Raw genomic sequence first — 16,096 nt, 5'->3', positions numbered from 1 at the left:
CAGGCCCCGTGGAGTCTCAATCGCCGCCCTTGACCGACACCATCGAGATCGGGCGGCCCGCCCCGGCTCAGCGCCCGCCCGTTCTGCGCCGGTACCAGTTGCCGATCGGGCTCGCGATCGCGTTCGTCGCGCTGTACCTGCTTGCGGTCTGTACGCCGTTCGGCCAGACCTTCGAAGACTCCCTGCTGCGCGGGTACAGCACCGACACGTGGCTCGGCGCGATCCAGTACACGATCGGTCCACCGCCGATCCGGGGCGAGGAACTCACCTTCTTCGTCGGCACCGCGCTGATCGCGCTGGCCGCGCTCGTACGCCGGCGCTGGTGGCTGGCCGCTGCCGGTGTGTTCGTGCCGGTCGCCACCGCGGCCACCACGTTCATCCTGAACCGGTACGCGCTGCTTCGGCCCAACTTCGAGGGCGCTCCGGGCGCGGTGGTCGAGACCAGCTTCCCGAGCGGCCACGTAGCGATCACCGCGGGTCTCGTCGCCGGTGCGATCCTGATCGCCGGTCCGCGAGTACGCCGCTACGTCACGGCGGTCGGCGTCCTCTGGCTCGCCTTTATGGCGGCCGCCGTACAGAATCTCGGCTGGCATCGAGCCAGCGATGCGATCGGTGCAACCTTGCTCGCCTGCATCGCGTACTCGATCGCCGCCCGCTTCAAGCCCGAACACGCTGCACCAAGCACGCTCGGCCTGGTGCCAGTCCTGCTCATCGCGGCTGTGGGAGCGGTGCTGGGCGCAGGCCGGAACGGCTACGTTCTGGAGGGCATCCCGCTCGCGCTGATCGGGATGCTCTGCGCGGTCATCCTCTGGATCACCGTCGGGCAGCGCACCCGAGCTGCCGGTATCGCGATCGCCGCAGCACTCGTGCTGGCACTCATAGCCGCAGGCGGTGTCCATGCGTGGCGGCTCTACTCGCCGGTGCACGTCGCCACCGGACCGGAGCCCGCGCTCATCACCGGCCCGGGGACCGCGGGCAAGGGCATCACCTTCGGGCAGGCCGTGGCGAAGACGAGCATCGACATCTACTTCTGGTTCGACGACGCAAGCGCGGCACACTTCGAAACTCTCAACGGCAGCACCCTGGACTCGCTGCTCCAAGACGGCACCGCGACCGTCACCTACTGGCCGCTGGATCCGAACGAGGCCCGCTCGAAGGTTCCCGGTCTGTTCGCCGTGGCCGCCGCCAACGGCAAGGGCCGCGGCTTCCTCCGCACGTTCTACGGCGACTTCGGCAAGGCCTGGACCGACGATCAGCTCATCCAGCTCGGCGACAAACTCGGCGTACCGCAGGGCAAGTTCGCCGCGGAGCTGAAGGCCGGCAGCTACACCGAGTGGCTCGCGTCAGTCACCGAGGCGTCGAACCAGCACGCCCTCATGCACTCCCCCGCGGTCTTCGTCAACGGCAAGCCACTGCTCACCGACGACGTCACTCCGGCACTGCTGAAGGACGCGATCGGTTAGCGTCGGAGCATGACTTCGACCTGGAGCCGCGTCGCACGACTCGACGTCGACCAGGTGGTGCGGGAGGTCGCCGAGCAGTCCGGCGTACTGCTCGAGGTCGAAGGATTGTGCTCCGGCGGCGAGGTCGGCGCGGCCTTCGTCCGCTGGTACGACGGCCGCCGGGCGGTGCTCAAGTGGCGGCCGGGCACGCGCCTGGCCGACTTCCGAGCCGGTCCCCTCGCGGTGTCCGAGGCCGCCCGGCTGACCGGCTTGCCGGTACCGCGAACGGAGCTCGCGGTCCAGATCGGCACGACCGTCGCGACCGTCCAGGAATTGTTGCCCGGAGCCCCCATCTCCGCCGTGGACGAGGAACTCCTCACGCAGGTGCTCGCCGTCAACGACGAGCTACGGCTCCTCCTCGCCGGGAACTCGACGGTTCCAAGCCTCAACCTCTACCTCAGCTTCGACGGCCCCGGCTTCTGTCTCCACGGTCCGTTGCGCTCACACGACCGCCGTACGGCGCGACTCGACGACTGGATCACCATAGTCGGCGCAGCGCACCCGGAACCGCTCGCCGGCGACGACGCCGTCCACGTCGACTTCCACCCGGGCAACCTGCTGGCGATCGACGGCAAGCTCACGGGCATCATCGACTGGGACGGCGCCGGCCGTGGCGACCATCGACTCGACCTCGTGACGCTGCGCTTCGGGCTGCACGGTGGCGAGCCGGACCCGGCCGTTGTCGCACGGCTGGACGCTCTCCTCGACGAGCTCCCGCCGGACGTACTCCGCCCACTCTGGGCTCACATGAGCCTGCGGATGACCGACTGGGCGATCAGGCACTTCACCCCCGCGGATGTCGAGCACTGGACGGGCCTGGCCGAATCCCGGCTGGACTAGCCCGTAACGTGCTTACGATGGCGCGGTGAAATTCATGCTGGTGCCGGGCGGCTGGCAAGGCGGCTGGGTCTTCGACGAGGTCGGAGCGAAGCTACGCAGCGAGGGTCACGAGGTCGAAGCGGTGACTCTCGCTGGGCTGGAGCAGGACCGGCAAGCGGACGACTGCCCGAACCTCGACACCCACATCGACCAGGTCGCCGAACTCGTCGAGCACCATGGCGGCGGACCGCTGGCGCTCTGCGGCCACAGCTATGCCGGGCTCGTCATCGCCGGCGTCGCGGACCGGCTCGGCGACCGCCTCGATCACCTCGTCTTCATCGACGCGTACGTCCCCGCTGACGGTGATTCGTGCTGGTCGCTGACCAGCGACGCCTTCCGGCAGATGTTCATCGACGGAGTCCGCGGTGACGGCCGTTGGGTGGCGGTGCCGGACGGCCTCGACCCGCGTGCACGACCGCACCCGATGCCCAGCTTCGTCCAGCCGATCAAACTGACTGGCTCCAGCCCGGCCGTGCAGCGGACCTACATCAGTGGCGGCCCTTGGCCGGGCACGCCCTTCGCCGACCTGACCGAACGGCTCCGCGCCGACCCGGCCTGGCAGGTCCACGAGATCCCCGTCGGCCACAACATCGCGCGCCGTGATCCGTCCAGCCTCGCGGCCGTCCTGGCCGCCTTGACCCCTCGGAGTTGAGCTCTCTCATGAAGTTTTTGGTCTCAGTCATCGACGACAAGAGCAATCCGGGCAGCACCGACCGGCAGCCTGTCATCAGCGAGTTCAACGACCGGCTGATCGCCGACGGCTACTGGGTCTTCGCTGGCGGACTCACGGAGACCGAGGCGGCAAAGGTCATCGACAACCGGGGTGAGCAGCCGCTGTTCAGCGACGGGCCGTTCGTGGAGTCGAAGGAGTATCTGGCCGGCTTCTGGGTGTGGGAGGCCCCGAGTCTGGCGGTGGCTCTCGAGCTCGCCACCGAGGCGTCGAAGGCCTGCGACCGGAAGATCGAGGTGCGGCAGATCCAGTGAAACCGCGCTAGAACACTTGTTCGATAATGATGTAGAGTGGCCTCATGGCGGGGCAAGGTGTTGTGGGGCCGACGGCTCTCCGGATGATGCTGGGGAGTCATCTGCGGCGTCTGCGGGAGCGGGCGGGAGTGAGCCGGACCGATGCCGGCTGGGCGATCCGCGCGTCGGAGTCCAAGATCAGCCGGCTCGAGCTCGGCCGCGTCGGCTTCAAGGAGCGCGACGTCGAAGACCTCCTGAGTCTGTACGGCGTGACCGAGGCCCGCGAGCGGGACCGCCTCCTCGAGCTCGCCCGCGAGGCGAACAGTCGCGGCTGGTGGCATCGGTACGGTGACGTGACCCCCGACTGGTTCGACGCATATCTCGGACTCGAAGCCGCCGCGGAGCTGATCCGGACCTACGAGATCCAGTTCGTGCCCGGCCTGCTGCAAACGGCGGAGTACGCCCGGGCCGTGGCGCGGCTGACCGGGGTGACGCGCGCCGACGACGAGGTCGAGCGGGTGGTCGCGCTGCGCACCCGCCGACAACGGGTGCTCGATCGCGACCCGCCACTCAAGCTGTGGGCCGTGGTCGAGGAGGCCGTGCTGCAACGGCCGATCGGCGGCACCGAAGTCCTCAAACACCAACTGAGCGCCCTGCGCGAAGCGGTGCACCGACCGAACATCACCTTGCAGATCATCCCGATCGGCAGCTCCGGCCACGCCGCAACCGGCGGTGCCTTCAGTCTGCTCCGATTCCCCCAGCGGGACCTGCCGGACATCGTCTATCTGGAGCACCTGACCAGCGCCCTCTACCTCGACAAGCGCGACGACATCGAGACGTACACCCAGGCGCTCGACCTGCTCGCCGCCACGAGTCCGCCGCCGCAGCAGACCGACGCTCAGCTCGCCGCGCTGCTCGACCGCCTCAGCAACTGACCCGCTACGACCACTGAGGGCCGTCGGCAACGAGAGCCTGGACATCAGACAGCCGCATGCTCGCGGGATCGAGATCGGTCAGTCCCCAGGTCGCGCCGGCTTCCTCGAATGCTCGTGCATCCATGCCGGGCTCCAGCGCCACCACCACGTCGTACCCCTCGGGCAGAGCTTCCGAGCCGAAGACCTCCCGCAGCCGACCGGTCGCCGCGGCCAGCTCGTCGGCCGACGAGAGATTCACAGGGAAGAAGCCGTCGTACTGCGCCGCGCGCCGGATCGGTTTGAGGTTGCCCGGGAAGCCGGCCACCCAGATCGGCACTTGCCCCTGCGCCGGCCGCGGCAGGAACCGGACGTCGTCCACCAGGTAGTGCTGCCCGCGATGCACGACCGGCTCGCCACTCCACCCGGCCTTCAAGATCGCCAGTGATTCGTCCAACTGCTCGGCGCGGACCCGATCATCGATGATCTCGCCGGTGCGCGAGTACTCCCCCGCGAACCGATCGCTTCCGAGACCCACACCCAAGGTCAGCCGGCCCTGGCTCAGCGCGTCCAGCGTCGCGGCCTCCTTCAGCAACTTCACCGGCCGCCGCCGCGCGACCGGCGTCACCATCGGACCGATCCGCAGCCGTTCGGTGGCACAGGCCACCGCGGCCAGCGTGATCCACGGGTCGGCGACCGCCTGGATCGGCTCGCGCCACCACAGCTGGTCCCACACGAACAGCCCGTCCCACCCGGCCTCCTCGGCCGTCGCCGCGAGCCGAGCAACCACCAGCGGATCTGCCAGCTCGTCGAACAACGGCAACCACACCGCCGCGCGCATCAGTTCGACGCCGTGTGGTCGGCCAGCGCAGCAACGAACTCGTCCCACAACGGCTCCGGAATGCCATGACCAGCCCCGGCCAGCACGACCAGCTTCGCACCAGGTACGGCGTCCCGGATCGCCTCACCGTGCGCGACCGAGAAATACGGATCCTGGTCGCCGTGCACGACCAGCACCGGCATGGTCAGCTCCCCGAAGCCGCCGCCGTACGGGCTGTCGAACGTCATCGCGTAGTGGTTCGTCATCGCCGCTTCATAGTTCTTCGTCCGCGCCATGTCGGCCCGGACCAAGGCCCGCGCCGCGTCTTCGTCGAACAGCCCCGCCGCTTCGGCCTCCATCGACCGCACGACGTACTCCTCAACCGCGGCCGGATCGCCGAAGTCCGGCGTACTGAGTTGGGGCAGGTCACCGGACGGCGGCGGCAGGTCGTCGGCACCGGTCGACGTCGAGACGAACGTCAGCGAGGCGACGCGCGGAGCGTGGTCGACGCCGATGATCAGCCCCGTACCGCCGGACATCGACTGCGCAACGACGTGCGCCTTCTCGATACCGAGCGCGTCGAGCAACCCGACCGCGTCGGCCGCCAGATCACTCATCGCGTACGGCGGCTCTCCGACCGGGTAGGTGGTCGAGCGGCCGGTGTCGCGCTGGTCGTAGCGGATCACGTACCGGCCGCGGGCGGCGAGCTTGGCGCAGAACGCGCTCTCCCACCACAGCATCGAGGCGGACCCACCGTGGATCAGCAGCACGGCCGGATCGCTCGGGTCGCCGAACGTCTCCGCGCACAGCTTCACACCGTTGACCTCGAAGAGCTTCTCTGTCGTCATGCGAACCACGCTAGGCCGCACACCGAATCGCGAACAGCGATTGTTTCCGATCGAAGCAATCGCTGTCCGCGATAGAAGTGTCAGCTCACCGTGAGGACCTTCGACGGCGTCTGTGTGCCCTGGTGGTCAGCGTCCGCCAGCCAGACGACGCGATAGGTGTAGGTCCCCTTCGCGGTCGGCTTGACGACGAACGAGTACTTGCCGTTGGCCGACAGGATTCCCGTCCCGGCCGCGACCCAACTCGTGCCGGACTTCCGCTGCAGATACGCCTTGGTGCCCTGGTGCGGCGGTGTCAGGTAGCCGTAGAAGTTGCTCGTCGCACCGAGCTTGATCGCAGCCGGCGTCAGATACGACGAGATGCCGGGCCGGACCTCGACCAACGCGACTGTGCTGCGCGTGCCGAGCAGACCAGCGGCTCCGTTGTAGCCCCACTGGTACTGCGTCGAAACGCCAGGCTTCTGCACCGAGGTCGCGAGACCGTTCGCGTCCGAGGTCACCGTCGCGATCGCGGCGTAGGTCGTCGCGTTCTTCGCCTTGGCGTAGAGCACGATCGGAGCGCCGGCCAGCGGAGTGCCGTTCAGCTTGGTGACGGTGGTCGAGACGGTGACCGAGCCGCCGTACGTGATCCAGGCCGCGCTCGCAGTCTGGGTGGCCTTCGTCCCGACCAGCAGTACGTCGGCGCCCGGGCTGACCTTGCCCGTGCTGTCCTTCACCCAAGCGCGGAACGCGTAGCTGGCCGAGTTCGCCAGGCGGGTCATCGTGTAGAGGCTCGCCGTTCCGTTGTAGACCGACGTACCGGATGTCACCAGCGGCGGCGGCGTGGAGCCGACGGCCGTGCGGATCATGATCTGGCCGAGGGTGACTCCGGCCGGCTTCGTCCAGCGCAGGGTGGCGGCGGAGGTCGCGCCGGTGACCGAGAAATTCGTCACCGGAGGCGGCGGCGCGGTCAGGTCGGCGTAATTCCGGTCGATCTGCAGGGACACGCCGCCATGCGTCTCGGTGACGTCACCGGCGTACTGGTGGACGCGCTCGTGGTTGGTCCACGTGGTCGCCGGGACGAACCGGCTGGTCCCCACCGGCGTGGAGCCCCAGTGCGCGAACCACAGGTTGTCCGGCCGCGTGTACGCCGTACTCGTGAAGGCGCTCGCGAAGTCGGCGCCGACCGAGCTGGCCGAGCCGTAGACGCCACCCTGGTAGCCACGCGCGTGCAGCTCCTGTGTCCAGCCACTCACATAAGACAGTACGGCGGCCTTGCAGGCAGCCGTCGACGTGTAGTGCTCGATGTCGCTGTAGATCGCACTCCGCGGCGCGAAGCCGAGCCCTTGCGCGGCCACGACCGCGTTGGCCGCGGCGGTCTTGCCCTGGCCGAGCGCCGTCGCCGGGTCGGCCGACATCTTCTTGTCGGCACTGAAGGTCGAGCACGGCGCCTGCAGCCCGATGTCGATGAGCAGGAACTGCCAGCCCTTGCCCGCGTTCGTGGTCACCCAGTCCGGCGTCAGATTCGGCTGATCACACTTCCGGACGCCACCGCTGATGTAGATGCCGACGCCCTGGAAGTCCGGCTTCCAAGCGTCCATGGTGGCTTGCGGCGGCGCGGCGCAGGCGTCGAACGCCTCGCCCTTCAAGGTGCCGGTGGCAACAATCGACGGCGCGACGGCGGCCGGCTGGGCCACCTCGGCGACGCGCGACTTCGACACGACCCGCCCGGTGCCGAGGACGTCGGCCGCGGCGCGCTCCGCCCCTGGTTCGTAGTACGCCGTCGCCAGCACGCCGGCGTCCTGGACGACGCGGCGCAGCAAGCCCGGCGTGGACCGGGTCGCGGTGACGAGCGGTTCGAGAACCAGCCCGTGACTGCGACCGGCGGCATCCGCCGGGCAGTTCGACTGCGCCGTACTGCGGCCGAGATACACGGCCGGCCGGTCGAACCGGACACACGCGGTCGGGTCGGCGGCCAGGTCGACCACCGCCCAGTCGGACGGGACGGTCACCTGATAGCCGCGGTACGAGACGGTGCGGGTCTCCTCCGCGGCGGCCGGGCCGGCCACAGCTACAGTCACGCCGGCAACCACTCCGAGGGCGAGTGCGACCACCCCAGGTCTGAACAACCTCACAACAGCTCCTCACTGATGACTGAATTCCCCCCGAGTCAAGCCGCGGCGGCGGCCGCTGTCGAAGAGCTTCCGGCACTCGACTCGATGCCTGGATGCTATCGGCGTTCGGTAGCCGCCACGCCGCCGTTGCACGAAGTGGCAACTAGCTCGTTAATTCGGCGGGGCCAGGGGTGGGTCGGTGGCCGACCGGGCGGACGATCCGGCCTAGGATTCCGCGGTGACTGATCTCGATCTGTTCGGCGACCTCGACGCGAACGCTCTGCCGGAGCGTCAGCAACGGATCCTGGTGGTGATCCGCGACTGGGTGCAGCGGCACGGATACTCGCCGAGCAGCCGGCAGATCGGTGACGCGGTCGGTCTGCGCTCCTCGTCCTCGGTCTCCAAACACCTGGCCAGTCTGGAGGACAAGGGCTTCCTGCGGCGCAGCGCGTCGGTCTCGCGGCCCATCGACGTCCGGATGTTCCTGCCCGAGGCGGTCAGCCGCGACGAGAACAGCTCGAACGTCCCGGTCCCGGTCGTCGGTGACATCGCCGCCGGTACGCCGATCTCCGCGATCGAGCACGTGGACGACGTCATGCAGCTGCCCCGCGAGCTGACCGGGCGCGGCAACGTCTTCGGCCTCCGAGTCCGCGGTGAGTCGATGATCGACGCGGCCATCTGCGACGGCGACATCGTCGTGGTCCGGCAGCAGCACGAGGCGCACTCCGGGCAGATCGTCGCCGCCATGATCGACGAGGAGGCGACCGTCAAGGTCTACAAGCGCCGCAACGGCCACGTCTTCCTCGAGCCGCGCAACCCCGCCTTCGAGGTCATCGACGGCGACAACGCCGCCATCCTCGGCGTCGTCGTCTCGGTTCTGCGCTCCGTCTAGTCAGCCAGCGGTACGACGGTGTAGCCGCGACCGCGGATCGCCTCGAAGCCACGCTCGCGGATCTCGGCCGACGGGAACACCGCGACCACCTTCTTGGTGACGAGGTCGAACTCCGGCGCCGGCACTCCGAGCTCGCCGAGCACCTTGGTGATCGTCCGCGTGCAGTGGCTGCAGGTCATGTCCGGCACCTCGAACACCTCGGCCGAGGTCGCGGTCACCAGTTCGGCATGCTCGACGACGGACGGCACGACCTCGACGTGATCGAGCAAGCGCACGAACGTCGCCACGAAAGCGTCAGTGACGATGGCGAGCACGCTCGTCCGGCCCTCGTCGTACAGGTGGGGGTTGCGGGCGAGGCAGCGCGGTCGCTGGCCGGGCGCGATCTTGCTGTACTGGGCGGAGCTCGGCAGCGGCTCAAGACTCTCATCCTGCGCATGCGCCAACTGGGCGTCCTTCATCGCGCGCAATGCGACCACGGTGTCGACCGAGTAGCGCACCCGACCGGCGAACGTGACGAACGACGCCGGGATCATGCCGCGCCGATACGTCGACGCTTGAAGTCCCCAGTACCAAGTCGTCGCGACCGCGTCGAAGACACCGCTCTCCGCGAGTCCGCGGGCCAGCGCCGCGGCGTCGCCGTACGGCGTTTGACCGGCGACGAACGCGTGCTGCACCAGCGTCCGGGCCGCCGCGTCGACACCGGTGCGGAAGATCTCCACCGGAGCGCGGTCGGTGGTTGTTGCCGCTAGCAACTTGATCGCGCGCTCCGGGAGCTCCGCCGTACGGCGCTCGAGGCCGGACCGCAGTTGGGCCCACAGTTCGAGCGTGGCCTCGCGAGCGACAACGGGAACGACCGCTCCGAGCGGTCCGGTGTGGGCGACGTTGACGATGCCGAGGCTGTCCCGCCAGGTGATCCGATGCCTCGCCGAAGTGACCAGGTACGGCGGACATGGCGACATCGAGCGGGTCACGTACTCGAGCTGACCCGTGCTGAGGTGACCGCCCAGAACGCGAGCAACCGCTTCCTCGCGGTACTCGATCCGACGCGGCTCCACCACGTCCGCGACATCCTGGAACAGCCCCGGCACGGCGAGCTCGAACAAGATCCGCGCGACCTCGGAGCGATCGTCCGAGAGACGTGGTTCAACGGTCATCGGCGCCTCCCGGGACTCCAACGGCACCACCGAGTCTAGGAACTCCGAGCGGCTCGGGCCGCCTCCCACGGCGTGTCCCCGGCCGGGTGCGGACTAGTGTCGGACGCGTGAGCAGCGCGCAGGCAGACAGCACCCAGCCGAACGGCGGCGAGAGCCTTGTCACCGTGGTCGTCGCCCTGACGGCGAACATCCTGATCGCCCTCGCCAAGAGCGTCGTCGCGGTCATCACCGCCTCTGCGTCGATGGTCGCCGAAGCCGCCCACTCGTGGGCCGACGCCGGCAACGAGGTCTTCCTGCTGATCGGCGAACGTCGCGCCGCCAAACCCGCCGACGCGACCCACCCGCTCGGCTACGGCCGGGTCGGCTACATCTGGTCGATGTTCGCCGCCTTCGGACTGTTCACCGTCGGCGCCGCGGTCTCGGTCTGGCACGGCATCCAGGCGCTCCGCAGCGGCGAGCCCGAAGAAGCGTCGTACACGTGGGCGTACGCCGTACTCGGGGTGTCGTTCGTCCTCGAAGGAATCTCCTTCCTGCAGGCGCTCCGGCAGACCCGCTCGGCGGCGTCGCTGCGACACATCCGGCCGCTGCACTACGTCAAAACCACCTCCAACCCGATCTTGCGCGCGGTCTTCGTCGAAGACCTGGTTGCGCTGATCGGGATCCTGGTGGCAGCCGCCGGCATCGCCTTGCATCAGCTGACCGGCGACGCGGCCTGGGACGCGATCGGTTCGATCATCGTCGGGCTGCTCCTCGGCTTCGTCGCCTTGTTCTTGATCAGCCGGAACATGGACTTCCTCACCGGCGAAGCCGTCAGCCCGACCGCCCACGACCGCGCACTGCACGCACTCCTCGAACACGAGGAGATCGAAGCCGTCAGCTTCCTGCACATGGAGTGGGTGGGTGCCGACCGGATCTTCCTGGTCGCTGCCGTCGATCTCACCGGCAACGCTCCCGAGTCCGACGTGGCCGAGCGACTCAACACCATCGAGGACGCGCTCAACGCCCGCCCGGAGATCGAGCGTGCCCTACTCACCCTCACCCGCCCGGGCGACACGACACGGTTGTTGCCGAGCGCTACGAGTTGAGGGCGCTGGCGGACTTCGACCAGTTGGCGTGGAGTTTGTCGAGGTAGGACTGGGCTTGCGCACCGGGTCGAGCGCCGCGGGCGAAGGCGCGCAGGTTGCCCGCACCGGCGTTGTAGCCGAGGGCAAGTAGTTCGTCGTCCGTGTACTTCGACTCGCGGTTGCCCGGGATCCGGTTCGCGAGGTCGTGGAGGTGCCAGGCGGCAGCTTCGATGGCCAGGTCGGGGTGGTCCGGCAGCTCTTCCCACTGGCGCTTCGGGAAGCGGTCGCGCTTGGTCTGGTCGAAGGCCGCGCGGTGCATGTTCGCGATTCCGAAGGACGCGTCGGGCTTGATCCGCTGCCAGGACCGCTCGAGCTCGGGCGTGTGCGGCTTGTAGTCCTCGTTGTAGAGGATGGCCATCAGCAGTTGCGGGTTCACGCCGGCCTTCTTGGCCGACTTGCGGACCTGTACGGCAAAGTGCGCCGGATCGTAGTCGTCGTACCAGTTGCCGGCCGTCGGCTTCGGCTTGGGCGTCGACCTGGGCGCCGGCGTTGGTTTGGGCGCTGCTGACACCGCCGCTTCCGGGGTGGCCGGCTGCTCGTGCCCACGGGCACTCCAGATGCCGACCACGAGCGCACCGGCGACGACCAGCATCCAACGCTTACCCACTCACCCACCGTAGCCGGTGCCGCCGCGCCGACACCTCTAGACATCTGCCATTGTCGATGTAACATCGAAGATGGCATATCCGAACCGAACGGAGACGACCATGACTGCGACGCACAGCACCGGTGAACGCGTCACCGCGCAGCTTCTGCGCTCGGCGGACACGGTGTCGTACGACCCGCTCGTCGAGGTCGACTGGGACACCCCGCTCGACACCGGACTGCACGGCCTGACGCCGGAGTGGAGCACGCTCTACGGCACGGCGTACTGGCACGAGATGGGCGAGGACCGCCAGCGGGCGCTCACCCGGCAGGAGGCGGCGTCGGTCGCGAGCACCGGGATCTGGTTCGAGATGATCCTGCAGCAGATGATGCTGCGCGACTTCTACGCCAAGGACCCGACCGATCCGGACTTCCAGTGGGCGCTGACCGAGATCGCCGACGAGTGCCGGCACTCGATCATGTTCGCCCGCGGCGCCGCCAAGCTCGAGGCGCCGGCCTACCGGCCGCGCCGGCACGTGATCGAGCTCGGTCGCGCCTTCAAGACCCTCGCCTCGGCCGAGACGGCGTACGCCGCGATCCTGGTCGCCGAGGAAGTCACCGACGTGATGCAGCGGGACTGGATGCGGGACGAGCGCGTCGTCGGTTTCGTGCGGACGATCAGCAACATCCACGTGGTCGAGGAATCGCGGCACATGAAGTTCGCCCGGGAGGAGGTGCGCGAGCAGTTGGCCCAGGCGAGCCGGGCGCGGCGGCTGAAGAGCAGCGTCATCGTCGCCGCCGCGGCGTACTTCATCATCAAGAGCATGGTCAACGGCTCGGTGTACGCCGCTGCTGGACTCGACGTCGAGCGCTGTCTGCGCGAGGCCCGCACCAACGAGCACTACAAGTCGATGCTGCGCTCGAGCTGCGCCGGGCTGATGGAGTTCCTGTCCTCGGTCGGCCTGCTGACCCGGCCGGCCGTCGCCATCTACCGCCGCGCGAACCTGATCTGAGCGGCCGATGCCCTACGCGATCACGCAGTCGTGCTGCAGCGACGCGAGCTGCGTGTCGGTCTGCCCGGTCAACTGCATCCACCCGACACCGCAGGAGCGCGCCTTCGGCAGCACCGAGATGCTGTACGTCGACCCGAACACCTGCATCTCCTGCGGCGCCTGCACCGACGCCTGCCCGGCCGACGCGATCCACCCGATCGAGACGCTGACCGGTCCGCTGCAGCAGTACGCGGCGATCAACGCGGCGTACTTCGAGGACCTCGCACCGGTCACCGACCCAGCACCGAACTTTCACGCCTGGGAACAGCCCGAACCACCGCGTCCGTTGCCCTCGGCCCGGATGCCGTTGCGGGTGGCAATCGTCGGCACCGGCCCGGCCGGCCTGTACGCCGCCGAGGACCTGCTCCTGCACACCGACGCCGAAGTCACCCTGATCGACCGCCTCCCCTCCCCCGGCGGCCTCCTCCGGTACGGCGTCGCTCCGGATCATCTCGCCACCCGCAAGGTGGCCGACCGCTTCGCGCGATTCCACGACCACCCGCGGACCCGTACCGTGCTCGGTATCGAGATCGGGCGGGACCTCACGCACGACGATCTGCTGGCGCACCACAACGCAGTCATCTACGCGGTTGGCAGCGCGACGGACCGCCGCCTCGACATTCCGGGTGAAGACCTCCCTGGCAGCATCCCTGCCCGCCGCTTCGTCAACTGGTACAACGGCCACCCTGAGGTCGATCCGATCGACCTCCCGCCGGGCCGCGTCGTGATCGCGGGCACCGGCAACGTCGCGCTGGATGTCGCCCGCATCCTCACCACCGATCCGGCCGCGCTGAGAAGCACCGAGATCGCTCCGAACGCGCTCTCCGCCCTGGCGACGCACGAAGACCGCGAGGTCGTCCTGCTCGCTCGCCGCGGTCCGGCCGAAGCGTCGTACAGTCTGTCGGAGTTGCTCGAACTCCAGCACCTAGCCGGCGTCGACCTGGTGATCGACGACCACGACACCCGCATCCGCGCCGCCGTCACCACCGCCGCCAACCTCAAAGCGGCAGCCCTCCGCGACACCGCCTTCGAAACCATCGACTGGGCAGCGACCCCCAAACCCGGCCGCCGCATAGTTCTCCGCTTCTACACCAGCGTCGCTGAGCTCATCGGCCCCGACCAAGTCAGCGCAGTTCGCACCACCGATGGCCTGCCCCTCACCACCAGCCTCTTCATCCGCTCCGTCGGCTACCGCGGCACCCCCGTCCCCGGCCTCCCCTTCGACGAAGCAACCGGCGTCATCCCCAACGACGAAGGCCGCGTCACCGACCGCCCCGGCACCTACGTCGTCGGCTGGATCAAGCGCGGCCCTACCGGCGGCATCGGCACCAACCGCACCTGCGCCAAACAAACCGTCGACACCCTCCTCACCGACGCCACCACCGGCGTACTCCCGCCTCCCCCCAGCTCGCACCGCCGCTTCCTCCGCCTAGCCACCAAACACCGCCGCTGAGTCCGAGGTCCGATGCTGTTGGATAGGACCGACGAGAGGGGTTGGTCCTGGTGCGGGCGTTGGACGAGGACATGCTGCGGGTGCTGGTGTCGCATCTGGGGTTCGGCAGCGAGAGCAGTAAAGCCGTGGTGGCGGTGATGCCGTTCCCGGTCGTCCGCGCCACGCTCGACGGGGGTGGTACGACGATCGAGCTGGAACCGCAGCCGGTCGAGCGGGTGCCGGGCTGGTCCGGCGGTCCGTATGTGCGGATCCTGCTCCCGCAAGACCTTGCCGAGGGCAAGTACGTCGTACGGATCCGGTTCGAGGGCGGGGAGACGACGTCGACGCCGTTCGTGGTGGCGCCGGAGCGGATTCAGCGGCAGACGATGTCCGACGTACTGGCGTACTTCAAGGCGATGCGGTCGAGCGGCGAGATCGACCGCAAGGACCGGGCGGCCAAGTTCTGGGGTGATGACTCCGGCGCGACGGTCGATGCGCGCGGCGGATGGCTGGATGCGAGTGGGGACACCAGCAAGTTCCTGTCGCATCTGACCTACACGTCGACGATGAGTCCGCAGCAGATCCCCTTGTGTGCTTGGGCGATGCTGGCCGCGCGCGACGAACTCATCGAGCACCATCCCGGGCTGGTGCGGATGCTGAGCGCACGGCTGCGGGACGAGTCGTTGTGGGGTGCGGACTTCCTGATGCGGTTCCGATCGCCGGAGGGCTACTTCTACACCGGCATCTTCGATGCGCTCACCAAGGAGCTCGAAGAGCGCGTCGTCACGGCACCACTGCAGAACAGCGTGCGCACGAGCCGGTACCAGGCGGGCTATCGGCAAGGCGGTGGACTGGCGATCGCCGCGCTGGCCCGAGCGTCGACCGTGGATGACGACGGCGACTTCACCCGCGCCGAGTACCTGCAAGCGGCCCAAGCAGGCTTCGAGCATCTCGAGAAGCACAACCTGGAATACCTGTTCGACGGCACCGAGTCCGTGCTCGACGACTACACAGCCCTCCTCGCCGCCACCGAGTTGGTCGTCGCGGAAGGCGGTGGAGCAAAGGAGGGGGAAGGCTCGGCGGCGCCTTCGGTCAGCGGCCAGAGCGCAGCCTCCCAAGCGGCCCGCCGCCGGGCGGCCTCCCTGATCGCGCGGTACGTCCAGCCTGACGACGGGCCCGGATGGTTCCGCGCCGACGAGGCCGACCGGCCGTTCTTCCACGCCGCGGAGCCGGGGCTGCCGGTTCTCGCGCTCCTGCGCTTCGCCGACGTATTCGACGACGCAGCCGCACGAGAGACCGCGCTCCGGGCGATGCTCGACATCGTGCGGCGGACCGACGCCGTACCGAATCCGTTCGGCTACCCACGCACGCTCGTCCAGCCGCTCGGCGAGGAACCGCGCGAGTCCTTCTTCTTCCCGCACGCGAACGAGACCGGCTACTGGTGGCAGGGCGAGAACGCCGCGATCGCGTCGCTCTCAGCCGCGGCGAGTGCCTGCGCCCGGGTCGCAGCGCTTCCGGCCGATCTCCGCGGCTTCGCGGATCTGCCACCCGGGACCTACGATCGCCTGATCACCTTCGCCGATGACCAGCTCGCCTGGATCACCGGGCGCAACCCCTTCGACACCTGCATGCTGCAGGGCCGCGGCCGCAACAACCCCGACTACGCGTCGGACTTCCCGAACTTCCCCGGCGGCATCGTCAACGGGATCACCGCCGGTTTCACCGATGAGCAGGACATCGCCTTCCTCCCGTCCGACGCGCCGGACGGCGACGAGTGGCGGTGGGCGGAACAGTGGATTCCGCACACCGCCTGGTTTCTGCTCGCCACCGCCTCGGCGCGGTGA

General features: G+C 68.7%; 15 protein-coding genes. 10 read left to right on the top strand and 5 right to left on the bottom strand.

Going from position 1 to position 16,096, the window contains the following annotated elements; genetic code table 11:
• The first annotated feature begins 8 nt into the window (after nucleotides 1-8).
• From ABZS29_RS22395 to ABZS29_RS22375, 5 genes are read left to right on the top strand one after another with little or no spacing between them, the layout of a single operon-like run.
• Complete coding sequence (locus ABZS29_RS22395; RefSeq protein WP_355464205.1) at nucleotides 9-1,463, top strand: phosphatase PAP2 family protein; 1,455 nt, start codon at nucleotides 9-11, stop codon at nucleotides 1,461-1,463.
• A 9-nt stretch (nucleotides 1,464-1,472) separates the two neighbouring features.
• The gene (locus tag ABZS29_RS22390) at nucleotides 1,473-2,342 is read left to right on the top strand and encodes a phosphotransferase (RefSeq protein ID WP_355464204.1); all 870 of its coding nucleotides are present in this window, start codon (nucleotides 1,473-1,475) and stop codon (nucleotides 2,340-2,342) included.
• Between the two features lie 34 nt (nucleotides 2,343-2,376).
• Nucleotides 2,377-3,033 carry an alpha/beta hydrolase gene (locus ABZS29_RS22385; protein WP_355464426.1) on the top strand — a complete coding sequence of 219 codons (657 nt, stop codon included), beginning with the start codon at nucleotides 2,377-2,379 and terminating at the stop codon, nucleotides 3,031-3,033.
• An 8-nt stretch (nucleotides 3,034-3,041) separates the two neighbouring features.
• Nucleotides 3,042-3,365, top strand: a complete 324-nt coding sequence (locus tag ABZS29_RS22380) for a YciI family protein (RefSeq protein WP_355464203.1) — start codon at nucleotides 3,042-3,044, stop codon at nucleotides 3,363-3,365.
• A 44-nt stretch (nucleotides 3,366-3,409) separates the two neighbouring features.
• Nucleotides 3,410-4,279, top strand: coding sequence for a helix-turn-helix transcriptional regulator (locus ABZS29_RS22375; protein WP_355464202.1), 870 nt, complete (start codon nucleotides 3,410-3,412; stop codon nucleotides 4,277-4,279).
• Between the two features lie 4 nt (nucleotides 4,280-4,283).
• Here the strand turns inward: ABZS29_RS22375 and ABZS29_RS22370 are convergent, their stop codons facing one another.
• The 3 genes from ABZS29_RS22370 to ABZS29_RS22360 form a co-directional block, all read right to left on the bottom strand.
• Nucleotides 4,284-5,096 carry an LLM class flavin-dependent oxidoreductase gene (locus tag ABZS29_RS22370; protein ID WP_355464201.1) on the bottom strand — a complete coding sequence of 271 codons (813 nt, stop codon included), beginning with the start codon at nucleotides 5,094-5,096 and terminating at the stop codon, nucleotides 4,284-4,286.
• The gene (locus ABZS29_RS22365) at nucleotides 5,096-5,923 is read right to left on the bottom strand and encodes an alpha/beta hydrolase (protein WP_355464200.1); all 828 of its coding nucleotides are present in this window, start codon (nucleotides 5,921-5,923) and stop codon (nucleotides 5,096-5,098) included. Before ABZS29_RS22365 ends, ABZS29_RS22370 begins: the two co-directional genes overlap by 1 nt.
• 80 nt (nucleotides 5,924-6,003) lie before the next feature.
• Nucleotides 6,004-8,034, bottom strand: coding sequence for a DUF1906 domain-containing protein (locus ABZS29_RS22360; protein ID WP_355464199.1), 2,031 nt, complete (start codon nucleotides 8,032-8,034; stop codon nucleotides 6,004-6,006).
• 217 nt (nucleotides 8,035-8,251) lie between these two features.
• On the opposite strand from ABZS29_RS22360, the gene lexA reads away from it, so the two are divergent.
• Entirely contained in the window at nucleotides 8,252-8,905 is a 654-nt protein-coding gene (gene lexA / locus ABZS29_RS22355) for a transcriptional repressor LexA (RefSeq protein ID WP_355464198.1), read from the top strand.
• On the opposite strand, the gene ABZS29_RS22350 is transcribed toward lexA, so the two are convergent.
• Entirely contained in the window at nucleotides 8,902-10,059 is a 1,158-nt protein-coding gene (locus ABZS29_RS22350; protein ID WP_355464197.1) for a heavy-metal-associated domain-containing protein, read from the bottom strand. The genes lexA and ABZS29_RS22350 overlap by 4 nt on opposite strands.
• Nucleotides 10,060-10,166: 107 nt before the next feature.
• On the opposite strand from ABZS29_RS22350, the gene ABZS29_RS22345 reads away from it, so the two are divergent.
• Nucleotides 10,167-11,144 carry a cation diffusion facilitator family transporter gene (locus tag ABZS29_RS22345; RefSeq protein WP_355464196.1) on the top strand — a complete coding sequence of 326 codons (978 nt, stop codon included), beginning with the start codon at nucleotides 10,167-10,169 and terminating at the stop codon, nucleotides 11,142-11,144.
• Here the strand turns inward: ABZS29_RS22345 and ABZS29_RS22340 are convergent.
• Complete coding sequence (locus ABZS29_RS22340) at nucleotides 11,134-11,790, bottom strand: transglycosylase SLT domain-containing protein (RefSeq protein ID WP_355464195.1); 657 nt, start codon at nucleotides 11,788-11,790, stop codon at nucleotides 11,134-11,136. The two genes, ABZS29_RS22345 and ABZS29_RS22340, sit on opposite strands and share 11 nt — an antisense overlap.
• A 100-nt stretch (nucleotides 11,791-11,890) precedes the next feature.
• Between ABZS29_RS22340 and ABZS29_RS22335 the strand changes: the two genes are divergently transcribed.
• From ABZS29_RS22335 to ABZS29_RS22325, 3 genes are read left to right on the top strand one after another with little or no spacing between them, the layout of a single operon-like run.
• Nucleotides 11,891-12,781, top strand: coding sequence for a diiron oxygenase (locus tag ABZS29_RS22335; protein WP_355464194.1), 891 nt, complete (start codon nucleotides 11,891-11,893; stop codon nucleotides 12,779-12,781).
• A gap of 7 nt (nucleotides 12,782-12,788) precedes the next feature.
• A complete protein-coding gene (locus ABZS29_RS22330) occupies nucleotides 12,789-14,273 on the top strand; it encodes an FAD-dependent oxidoreductase (RefSeq protein WP_355464193.1) in 1,485 nt (494 codons plus the stop codon).
• Between the two features lie 50 nt (nucleotides 14,274-14,323).
• A complete protein-coding gene (locus tag ABZS29_RS22325) occupies nucleotides 14,324-16,096 on the top strand; it encodes a glycoside hydrolase family 9 protein (RefSeq protein ID WP_355464192.1) in 1,773 nt (590 codons plus the stop codon).

Source organism: Kribbella sp. NPDC005582 (genome assembly GCF_040605415.1).
Classification (GTDB): Bacteria; Actinomycetota; Actinomycetes; order Propionibacteriales; family Kribbellaceae; genus Kribbella.
This window is presented reverse-complemented; position numbering and strand designations above follow the sequence as displayed.

Excerpts from the sequence above, each read along its gene's own strand:
- ABZS29_RS22390 (WP_355464204.1), top strand. The coding sequence starts at position 1,473 with ATGACTTCGACCTGGAGCCGCGTCGCACGACTCGACGTCGACCAGGTG.
- ABZS29_RS22385 (WP_355464426.1), top strand. The coding sequence starts at position 2,377 with ATGCTGGTGCCGGGCGGCTGGCAAGGCGGCTGGGTCTTCGACGAGGTC.
- ABZS29_RS22380 (WP_355464203.1), top strand. The coding sequence starts at position 3,042 with ATGAAGTTTTTGGTCTCAGTCATCGACGACAAGAGCAATCCGGGCAGC.
- ABZS29_RS22375 (WP_355464202.1), top strand. The coding sequence starts at position 3,410 with ATGGCGGGGCAAGGTGTTGTGGGGCCGACGGCTCTCCGGATGATGCTG.
- ABZS29_RS22370 (WP_355464201.1), bottom strand. The coding sequence starts at position 5,096 with ATGCGCGCGGCGGTGTGGTTGCCGTTGTTCGACGAGCTGGCAGATCCG.
- ABZS29_RS22365 (WP_355464200.1), bottom strand. The coding sequence starts at position 5,923 with ATGACGACAGAGAAGCTCTTCGAGGTCAACGGTGTGAAGCTGTGCGCG.
- ABZS29_RS22350 (WP_355464197.1), bottom strand. The coding sequence starts at position 10,059 with ATGACCGTTGAACCACGTCTCTCGGACGATCGCTCCGAGGTCGCGCGG.
- ABZS29_RS22335 (WP_355464194.1), top strand. The coding sequence starts at position 11,891 with ATGACTGCGACGCACAGCACCGGTGAACGCGTCACCGCGCAGCTTCTG.
- ABZS29_RS22330 (WP_355464193.1), top strand. The coding sequence starts at position 12,789 with ATGCCCTACGCGATCACGCAGTCGTGCTGCAGCGACGCGAGCTGCGTG.